This is a genomic window from Halogeometricum sp. S3BR5-2 (assembly GCF_031624635.1).
Taxonomy (GTDB): Archaea; Halobacteriota; Halobacteria; order Halobacteriales; family Haloferacaceae; genus Halogeometricum; species Halogeometricum luteum.
Window position 1 is genome coordinate 91,814 of sequence record NZ_JAMQOQ010000009.1, and the last position, 9,773, is coordinate 101,586.

Sequence of the window (9,773 nt, forward strand, 5' to 3'; positions counted from 1 at the left end):
CCCGTACTCTTAACCTAGTTAATGCAGAACACGTAGATGGGTGATTTTGCTTGGGAACTACTCAGAGCCACAATAGCGGACACGGTCATGGTAATGGCGAACGGAGCATCCGGAAACTGGCTGGCGTCGCCCTGATCAATATTGTCGGCTTCGTGATCGAACTCGCTGGTGGTCTCCTCTTTGGTTCCGTGGCACTGATCGGCGACGCCTTCCATATGCTGTTCGACGCGCTTGCGTACGTTCTTGCCTTCGGTGCCGCCTACGTCTCGCGACGTGCTGAACCGGGTGAATACTGGTCGTACGGACTGGACCGGGTTGAGCCGTTTACTGCGTTTCTGAACGGCATCCTCCTCGTCCCGATGGTCGGTTACCTCGTCTGGGAGTCCTATCAGCGATTCCTCAACCCAATCGAGATCGATCCGTTGATGACCGCGGGACTCGCCACAGGCGGACTGCTCGTGAATTTTGCATCTGTGTACTACTTACAGGGCGGCGAAATGAACCTCAACGAGAAGGGTGCGTACTATCATCTCATCGGGGATACCGGCGCGTCTGTCGCCGTCATCGTTTCGATGCTCGTCGTTGAGTTCACGGGATCGACACTCGCTGATCCGACCACTGCGGTGTTGATCGCGGTCATCATTATCTGGTCGGCCGTGAAACTGCTCAGAGAGAGTGGAGAGATTTTCTTCCAGCGAAGCCCGGTCTCGGTCGACGAAATCGAAAACCGACTGCGGGAGGTTGACGGCGTGGTCTCGATCGCCGATGTCCACGTCTGGCAGCTATCGAGTACGATTCGCGTCGCGTCCATGCATCTCCAAGATAACGTCCAATCGCTCGAAGAACGAGAGAATCTCAAGAAGCGCGTCGTCGACGTACTCCACGAGGAATTCGGCGTCGACCACGCGACGGTCGATATGTCCGCTGAAACGAGCGAGTTATCCCAGGTTCCAGAACATAGCTGATAATAGTACCTATCACGCACGTATTCAGTAGGTTTCAGGCAGCATCCGTCAAACAGCGATCAAGTACTACTGCAGTGACGCTCGGCATCTACAGCGAGGACTCTCGAGTGTATCGTATCAGTCCACAATACCGCCGGAGCTTAATGTCTCCGAGGCAATAGTCGATCATGCGCCACCTCGGTTTGAAAGCTCGGATGGCCGTCGTCGGTTCCGTCCTGTTCGCCTTCTACGCCGTCGCCGCGGTCGTGGTGATGGGCGTGTTCGGCTGGCCGCTCTGGCTTGTTCTCCTCGGGAGTATTGGCTTTGTCGGCGTCCAGTATAAACTCGGCAAATGGATGGCGCTCCGGAGTGTCGGTGCTGAGGAGCTCCCTGAAGACCGCTATTCGGATATTCATCGACGAGTCGAATCGCTTGCCGATGATATGGGCATCGAGAAACCTCGGCTCATGATCGCCCGGATGGGTGTGCCGAACGCCTTCGCCATCGGTCGGAAGGGAGCCGGGACGGTCGTCGTCTCCGAAGAACTACTGCAACGCCTCGAACCGGATGAGGTTGAGGGCGTCCTCGCACACGAACTCGCCCACATCCGAAACCGCGACGTCGTGATGATGGTGCTCGGCCAAGGTGTCGCCTCTATCGTCGCGATCGTTGCTCAGTGGGCCGTCCTCCTGTCGGGAGACAACGACCTCGCGGACTTCTTCCTTGCAATCGTTGTTGGGCAGATCACGCAGATGCTCGTGATGCTGTTCGTGTTCGCCATCTCGAGGTACCGCGAGTACGTCGCCGACAGCGACGCCGCATCAGAAATTGGGAGCGGCGAACCGCTTGCGACGGCACTTGAAAAGATCAGCCGGGGCACCGAACGGGCGCGTGAGTCGGAGGTTGATGCTCAGGTGAACGCCTTGTGTATCTTCGGCGAGGAACGCGGCCTCGCCCGCCTGTTCGCGACGCATCCACCAGTCGAAAAACGCATCGAGCGCCTTCGCAGGTAGATGGCCGTCTTACGGACGCTCCTAGCAGCCGTCCTCGGAATCGGCATAGGAATCCTGTTGCTCGCATATCCAGAGACCGTAATCCGCGTTCAGACCGCAGGTCGCATTCCCTCAGATCGAAGTGGTGAGTACGGTACCGATGCCCCGGTCTCGGATCGCTGGCGGCGGGTGGCACAGCTCGTCGGGGGCGCCTCACTTGGCCTCGGACTCTACTTTGGCGCAATCGCAGTTATGTGACGGGAGAAAACGTCTCAAGAAACGGATGAGGCAGAGTTGACGACGACGTGGGGTGAGAGGGGGTCGGGAGTGAGTGGGGGGTGGGCTACGGGACAGGTGGCCTCTGACAGCGGCTATGCCTATCAGGGTATCACCCCACAATAGCGTCTTGGAGCAGGGGAACTTATGGTTTTCTCATGAAAAGACCGAGACCAGACGAACAGCGCCAGCTGACCACGACGACACCGGCCGGAAAGGCTACATAACGATAGACCACGAACGCCCGAAAAATAATCGCCAGATGACTGTTGACCAGAACGACGTACAACGACATGTCGATTCCGTCTGAGGCCGTTGAGCACGAGTTGGACGTACGGCGTCCAGAGGCCGAGTTTGATATTGCCGTAGAAGGCGAACGCGTGGAGACATTCCTGTTCGTCCCCGAGCTTCCTATCGTAGTCCTCGAAACTCTTTGCACGTGGGTTCATGCGTTTGGCCGGCTCCCGCCGGATGACGGGGCGTACTGCCCACCGGGTGAGTAGATATTTTCGAGGACTACTATAGTGGCGAGACGGAGCGCCATGAACAAGGTGGTAGTCCAGACTATCGGGGATGACCGGCCACATGACGAGTGGTGTCTGTGCGAATCGGAAGCGATAGTACCAGAACCCAAACGTGGTGCCCGCGAGTTAGATCGCTACGATGATTCACGCATACCGGAGTTATCTTCTACCGGCTCCAGCAGACTGAAGCAGAGACGCGTGTATTTATTGAACCAGACCGCAGAATTCAACCCAGAATGGGCAGAGTCGCACTCGATACCTACGTTCGACGTCTCAGGCCGAACCGACTGACGGTTCTTAGTGCGATTGCTGTCCTCCAACTAGAGATACTGCTGGTTCTCGGTTACGTCATGATCCGTGATGTACGCATCACAGAGCCACTCATCTTTGTCTATCCGTTTCTCTGGATCAATGTCAGCCTGTGGACAGTCCTCACGACAACGACCGACTCGTCATCACGTCGGTACCACCACCTCGCCACAGCAGTTGGGATCGGGTACTTCTTCATCCTGGCCTATTTTGGTGGACTCTTCGGGTTCGGTACTGGCGCAAGGGTGATTCCGCTCCACGTCGATTGGACGCTCCCGCCGGGATACAGTCCCGTCCTGCTTTATCAGGACTCGCTTATCAGACTCGTCCTTCAACCGTACAAACTTATCGGATTCATCACTCTCTCCTACCTCGTCTACATAACCGTTCTTGATACCGCCGGGAGTGCAGTTTCAGGTGTTGTCGGCCTCTTCTCGTGCGTGAGTTGTTCGTGGCCCATCCTTGCAACGGCTGCGACTAGTCTATTTGGGAGTTCCTCAGCTGTCGCTGCCTTTGCACTTGACCAGATGTACGGACTTTCGACACTCGCGTTCCTCTCTGCAATCACCCTCCTCTACTGGCGACCATTTCAGTGACTTCTTCCGTCCCTTGAAGCGGGGTGTATGCGCATCGGAATTTCCATAATTACGGTTCGATCAACCCATTACTGGTGAATGGCACTGGGTACGGAGTCAGGGGGACAGTGCCGACCAGCAGATTGATAGCGAACGTCAGTACCAGCACCGAAGCGACGACCTGCGAGATGGCGTGTGACCGTTCGACCTTGGAGTTCAAGAGTCGGAATAATGATCCGTCCCCACCGCCGATAAGAGTAATGCTCACGCAACACCGATGGGTGAGTTAGGTCACGTGACTTGGACATAGAGGACGGAGAACAATACGGCGTTATAGACACCGTGTATCACCGCCGGAATCGCAAGATTTTCTGCGTATTCGTAGGTGGCACCGAGAATGAGCGCGAGAACAAACACGACGGCCATGTAGGTGAGCTGGCCGTCGCCGCTGAGAGCTGTCGCGTGACTCACGGCGAAGATCGCACTCGCAATGACGATTGCACTCACCGGTCGAAAGGTACGTCGGAGCGTTCCCTGGATGAGCCCCCGGAATAGGAGCTCTTCGCCAGGACCAATGAGCAGCAGAGAGAAGGGCACCAGCAATAGGAGCACGTCTGGGTTTTGGCCACCAATTTGTGCTACTTGATTCTCCGCAACGGGAACGCCGAGTGCCGAGATAACGAGGTTCATTGCACCATAGAGGACAAAAAAGACGAGGAGTCCACCGACAGTCCAGCCAGCGTCTCGGATGGTCGGACGGCGGAGTGCGAGGAAGTCGAGGCCGAGCCCACTCAGTTTGAGATAGCCAATGGCCAAGAGACCAAACGTGACACCCTGTAACATCACCGTCGAAATGACGAGCTGAACCGCTGGCGCATTCATCACATCAACACCTGCGAAAATGAGCACCCGCGCCGTGAGAAAAACGACGAGTGCTCCAACAACGAACCCGCTGACGGCCAATGCAACGGCCGTAAGCAAGCTGCGGCCTCGCTGCCGTAGTCCCGTCTCCATACTTCTAGTTTCTGGATTAGTGTCGCTTGTACCTTCCTGTCTGCTGATCCGAGTCCCGATTGTTGCTGGTGTACGCAGGCGTACGGTAAAGTCGTGGAACACGATACATATTCGGACTGACCGTGTTGTCGGAGGGGGACTACCATCGATCTGGACGGCAGTACGGTTCTCCCCCGAATCGAAATACCGTTTGACCTGGACCTGAAAGGGGATGACATGGCAATCTCGGAGGATGTCCGCCGCTACACACGCGCTCATCCACGCCACGTCACCGCAGTCGTGAGCGTGATCGGGTATGCTGTCGTCATTGGAGCATTCGCGGGGATGGTGCCGGTACCTGAGATCGAGGCAGCAACTGTCCAACTGTTCTCGGATCTGATCGCGGTCATCAATACCACCGCCCTGCTCTTGTTAGTTGCTGGCTGGCGGTTCATCAAACGCGGCGAGATTCGGAAACACCGAGCGGCGATGCTCACAGCCTTCGGCCTCATTATGCTCTTTCTCGTTCTGTACGTCTGGAAAGTAGGTGGCGGGTTCGAAAAAGCGTTCGTCGGCCCGACACTCGTCACGTACGTGTACTGGGCACTGCTCGCCGTCCATATTCTCCTGTCAGTCGTCTCGGTACCGGTCGTCCTCCATGCGGTTATACTCGGGCTTACGCACTCACCCGCGGAGCTTCGTGATACCGTTCACCCTCGTGTTGGTCGAGTTGCAGTCGCTACTTGGACGCTGAGCCTGTTCCTCGGCGTCGTGACGTATATACTGCTCAACCACATCTACGACTGGGAACGGGTTCGGCTCAGTACTGCTGCCATTCTGGTGTTCGGACCGGCCATTTGGCGCCGACGAGTTCTATAGTGTCAGTATCAATAGATAGTTCCCATATCTATCAACCGCTTGGAAAATGTTAAATCGTAATCGATCCGTCTGACATAATTCGGTTGAATTATACCGAACGAGATGAATCCTCAGAGTATGAATAAGGGACTTGGCAACGCAATAGTGGTGGCAATGCTACTCTTACTGTTTATAATGTATATCTTGTATGTAATGACCCCAGATCCAGCGGGATCACCGACGGTGAGTTTGATCATCAACGGGTCTCTAGGGGCCATTATTATCCTCACCATTGCTCTCGTTGGGGTAGTGATGAGAGACGCTGATTTCGGCACACATTAGTCAACCACCACGCAGCACGACGATGATGAATAAGTAGTAGAATTCAAACCGAGAGCAGGAGTAAAGGAGAAATCGTCACGACAAGGTGAAACTCACCAGACCAAACCTGGAGGCCGAGCGAGACCAAACGGGATCAATTCCGCTAGCTTGGTTGAATCACGGCCCGCAATAGAAATCAGTGTTTTTATGCGCGGATACGACTCGCTATTCTATGTGTCCTCTGAGAGAACTCCCATTCTAAATCTCCAATGGATGCGCACCATTCGTCTGCAGCGTGCGATCATCGTCATCACCGCCGTCGCACTCGTTGCTCGGCTCCTCTTCCTCGGTCAGCGGGTTGCCCACTTTGACGAAGGACGCGTCGGCTACTGGACCCTCCGGTATATGCAGACTGGGTCATTTCACTACCATTACATTACTCACGGGCCATTCATCCAGTTGATGAACACCTACGTCTTTACCCTACTTGGAGCAACTGACCTGACGTCTCGGCTCGTCGTGGCTGTCGTCGGTGGATTACTTCCTGGGACTTCCCTCCTGTTCCGAAACCATCTCAAAAAGGATGAACTAGTGGCGTTGGCACTCTTTCTCGCCTTCAATCCTGTACTCCTGTATTACTCCCGCTTCTTGCGCAGTACCATCTTAGTTGCCGGGTTCATGTTCGCCGCGTTCGGCTGTCTCGTCCGTGTCTATGATACACGACGGATACAGTATGTCTATGCGGCGGTCGTCTTGATAGCGCTGAGCTTCACTGCAAAGGAGAATGCTGCGGTCTATCTTCTCACGTGGCTCGGGGCGACGGCCCTAGTTGTGGACCATTCGCTCTTTCGACCGGGGACTGATAGAACTGGATTTACACGTCTCCAGTCAATCTGGCACCAGTTGGTTCAACAGTGGCCCTCCTATCGGAGAGCTCTCCCCAGATATATTGGCCATTCAGTCCTGGTCACTGGACTATTTCTCGGCATCATCCTGTTTTTCTATGCGCCGCGGACGGCTGATCCCAGCGGGGTGGGACTGTGGCAGGCACTTACGAATCCGGACCGCTTCCTTTCGCTTGTTGATGCAACAGTGACGGATATCGAGGCGGGGTATTCGTACTGGTTCGGCGGTGTCTCGCGAGAAGAGAACCTCGTCACGGTCTTCCTTGGCTTCTTCGGGCGATTCGTCGAGGTCCTTTTTACGTACGCTGGACCGCTCGTCCTATTTGCAGTCGGAGGGTTCGTCCTCGAACGGTATGGCACTCGATCTGTGCGATACCTGGTGATGTTCGCGTCCTACTGGGGATTTGTCAGCATCCTTGGCTATCCGCTCGGGACCGACATCTTCGGGGCATGGCTTACCGTTAATGCCCTCGTCCCACTGGCCATCCCGGCGGCTGTCGGCCTCGCGTGGCTCTACCGCCAAGCCACGGATGCCTGGGATCGTGACGATCGGCTGAGTGCAAGTGTGATCGTGATCCTTTTGCTACTCGTCGGAGGCCAGGTCGCCGTGACAACCGTGAACAGTGTGTACCGCCATCCAACAGCGGACCACAATGGACTCGTCCAGTACGCCCAGCCAGTTGACGATTTCCGACCGGGACTCCAAACCCTGGATGGCCGTTCAGCGTCAGATCGCGGGGTCGATGTCGTGTTCTACGGCGAGGAATTACTTGTAGAGAATCCGCCACAGCGGGGTATCCGCCCGCTCTGTGCTGATATCTCGTCGACGCTCCCACTCCAATGGTATCTAACGCGGGCCAACGCGACTGCCACCTGCGCCGCAAACGAGACGGAGTTTGATCGCGTGGTATCAGACGCTCGTCCGGTAGTGGTCATCGCCCGAGCGAAACACCAAGGCACACTTGCGGACGACCTCGACGGCTACGTGGCACGGACGTACCGTCTTCGCACCTCGAATGCAGAGGTCGTTATGTTCATCGACACTCGTCAATCCGAACAGCGCAGCCGAACGATCAGCTCTCGAGAATCGCACCGCTGGGAACCCCGACGTTCACCATCGAATTGGGCACTCGATGGCTGGGCGGCCACCTGACGATACGTCACTTAAAAGCGATGTCCAGAAAAGATTCCCCGCCAGATGAATACGATATTCGAGAGTGGGCGCGCTGGCTCAGGCAAACAAACCACCCGACCGTCCAGATTATTCGTGATTTGGTGAGTAGCGCGCTCGTCGTGCTCCTTATCGGCGTCGTCCTGTTTGCGATTAGCGGCGTCTGGCCGCCGATGGTTGCTGTCGAAAGTGGTAGTATGGAACCGCATATGTCTCGTGGAGATCTCGTGTTCGTCGTCGAGGAATCACGGTTCGCACCCACAGCGGCTCGAGATCCCACGGGTGTCGTGACCTATCGGATGGGCAAGCGAGTTGGCTATCGAAAATTCGGCAGCTATGGAGATGTCATCGTGTATCGACCAAATAACACTGGAGAGACACCTATCATTCATCGTGCTCGCTTCTGGGTGAACGAGAGCGAGAACTGGTACGACAAAGCCAATCCCGCATATCTCGATGGTGAGAACTGTCGTGAGATACCAAACTGCCCAGCACCTCAGGCGGGATTCATTACTAAAGGGGATGCAAACGACAAGTACGATCAAGTGATTGGACTCAGTGGTCCTGTTCGGCCCGTATGGATAGAAGGGAAAGCGGAACTCCGGATTCCGTGGATCGGGTACATTCGGTTACTATTCGGTGTGCTCATAGTATAGAACGCGCCGCTTTGTACCACCGAGCTACGGTGGTACGATTGGATTGAGGGACCGGGAGATTGGAGGGGGCAGGCAGCAATCACAGGACTGGCGGGAATCGCTCTGCTCCACGCCGATTTCTGTCTCTATAGTTGTCGATCTGCCGTTTGTGTAGTAGCACCTACCGTCTCATACACCGCCCGATACCGAACAATTTTCCTGTAAAGCAGATAGCTAAAGAGGGACACGTACCCGATTATGAACGAGAGTGTCGCAAGAGCAGGGGGAAGGCTCAGGCCCGCCACGAGCGCGTTCGGGACGACCGTCGAGAGTGAATTGTACGTCCCGTGGATGAGCGCAGCGATAAGTAACCCCTTGACGATTATTGGCCCTGCATCTTCGGGATTGAACTTTGCCAGACCCAAGTAATACCCTGCAATGGCGGAATAAATAACGTGCCCGGGCCCCGCTAACGCACGGACAGCGGCCGTCCCCGCAACGATGCCGAGGACTGGCATTTCGCCCCCAGCGCTTCCCTGAAGTGCTGTCTGGAATCCACGGCTGACGTAGAGCGCATTCTCGATAGTGGCAAACCCGAGGCCAGCGAACGCACCGTAGACAGCCCCGTCGATAACCGAATCGAACGAGTTGCTATTAAATGCATACAGTCGAACGGCGAGCAGTTTGACAAACTCTTCGATCGGCGCGACGACGAGGTAGAAGTACAGGGACAGTCCCGCGACCGGAATCCAGACAAAGAGCGGTTGCATGAGACTGTTGATGACGGCAGCAAAGTTCGCGAACAGCAATCCGAGCAAAAACGTCGCGAGTAACAGCCAGAGTGGCTCGCTAGTCGTGGGATCCGCGTACCAAACATATGCTGCGAGTCCGAACGCGGGGGCGACAGAGAAGAACACGAGAACGGTAACGATCGGTCGGTCCAGTAGAAGTCCGAGGCCACCGAGAGCGACCAGCGTTAGTAACAGAAGTATGCTGAGAAGAATGACTACCGCGCGACTCACGAAACGGAGGCCGTTGTACACGCTGACAGCGACGCGATCGAGAAGCGTCCGTTCGTACCAGTTCGCGATCTCGTATAACTCGCGATCGTTGTCAGCAGCCTCAGATATTGGCTCCCTATCCTCAGTACTTCACGAAGCCGGTTAGTTGAGAGGTCTGCTTGCAGAAGGTGTGTCTAATACCCGGCAAGCAGACGGTAGACTCCACGAAGACCAGCTCCTTAATTTCCTCGTCAACGCCCTTGACGAGG

General features: G+C 55.8%; 8 protein-coding genes and 1 pseudogene. 6 read left to right on the top strand and 3 right to left on the bottom strand.

Annotated features, from left to right (window positions below):
• The first annotated feature begins 50 nt into the window (after window positions 1-50).
• The gene (locus NDI79_RS22585) at window positions 51-965 is read left to right on the top strand and encodes a cation diffusion facilitator family transporter (RefSeq protein WP_425499658.1); all 915 of its coding nucleotides are present in this window, start codon (window positions 51-53) and stop codon (window positions 963-965) included.
• Between the two features lie 167 nt (window positions 966-1,132).
• Window positions 1,133-1,957, top strand: coding sequence for a M48 family metalloprotease (locus NDI79_RS22590; protein ID WP_049984680.1), 825 nt, complete (start codon window positions 1,133-1,135; stop codon window positions 1,955-1,957).
• A gap of 359 nt (window positions 1,958-2,316) precedes the next feature.
• On the opposite strand, the pseudogene NDI79_RS23725 reads toward NDI79_RS22590, so the two are convergent.
• Window positions 2,317-2,844: pseudogene (locus tag NDI79_RS23725) on the bottom strand (hypothetical protein); the annotation flags it as partial.
• A 128-nt stretch (window positions 2,845-2,972) separates the two neighbouring features.
• On the opposite strand from NDI79_RS23725, the gene NDI79_RS22600 reads away from it, so the two are divergent.
• Window positions 2,973-3,641: a DUF7546 family protein gene (locus NDI79_RS22600; RefSeq protein ID WP_310930868.1), complete on the top strand. Its 669-nt coding sequence runs from the start codon at window positions 2,973-2,975 to the stop codon at window positions 3,639-3,641.
• Window positions 3,642-3,911: 270 nt separating this feature from the next.
• On the opposite strand, the gene NDI79_RS22605 is transcribed toward NDI79_RS22600, so the two are convergent.
• Entirely contained in the window at window positions 3,912-4,634 is a 723-nt protein-coding gene (locus NDI79_RS22605) for a CPBP family intramembrane glutamic endopeptidase (RefSeq protein WP_310930869.1), read from the bottom strand.
• A gap of 216 nt (window positions 4,635-4,850) precedes the next feature.
• On the opposite strand from NDI79_RS22605, the gene NDI79_RS22610 reads away from it, so the two are divergent.
• From NDI79_RS22610 to NDI79_RS22620, 3 genes are all read left to right on the top strand, one after another.
• Window positions 4,851-5,492 (top strand): DUF420 domain-containing protein, encoded by a 642-nt coding sequence (locus tag NDI79_RS22610; RefSeq protein ID WP_310930870.1) that lies wholly within the window; start codon window positions 4,851-4,853, stop codon window positions 5,490-5,492.
• Between the two features lie 573 nt (window positions 5,493-6,065).
• Window positions 6,066-7,850, top strand: a complete 1,785-nt coding sequence (locus NDI79_RS22615) for a flippase activity-associated protein Agl23 (RefSeq protein WP_310930876.1) — start codon at window positions 6,066-6,068, stop codon at window positions 7,848-7,850.
• A gap of 20 nt (window positions 7,851-7,870) precedes the next feature.
• Window positions 7,871-8,524, top strand: a complete 654-nt coding sequence (locus NDI79_RS22620; protein WP_310930871.1) for a S24/S26 family peptidase — start codon at window positions 7,871-7,873, stop codon at window positions 8,522-8,524.
• A 125-nt stretch (window positions 8,525-8,649) separates the two neighbouring features.
• Here NDI79_RS22620 and NDI79_RS22625 read toward each other — a convergent pair whose 3' ends face one another.
• Complete coding sequence (locus NDI79_RS22625) at window positions 8,650-9,546, bottom strand: PrsW family intramembrane metalloprotease (RefSeq protein WP_310930872.1); 897 nt, start codon at window positions 9,544-9,546, stop codon at window positions 8,650-8,652.
• Window positions 9,547-9,773: the final 227 nt, after the last annotated feature.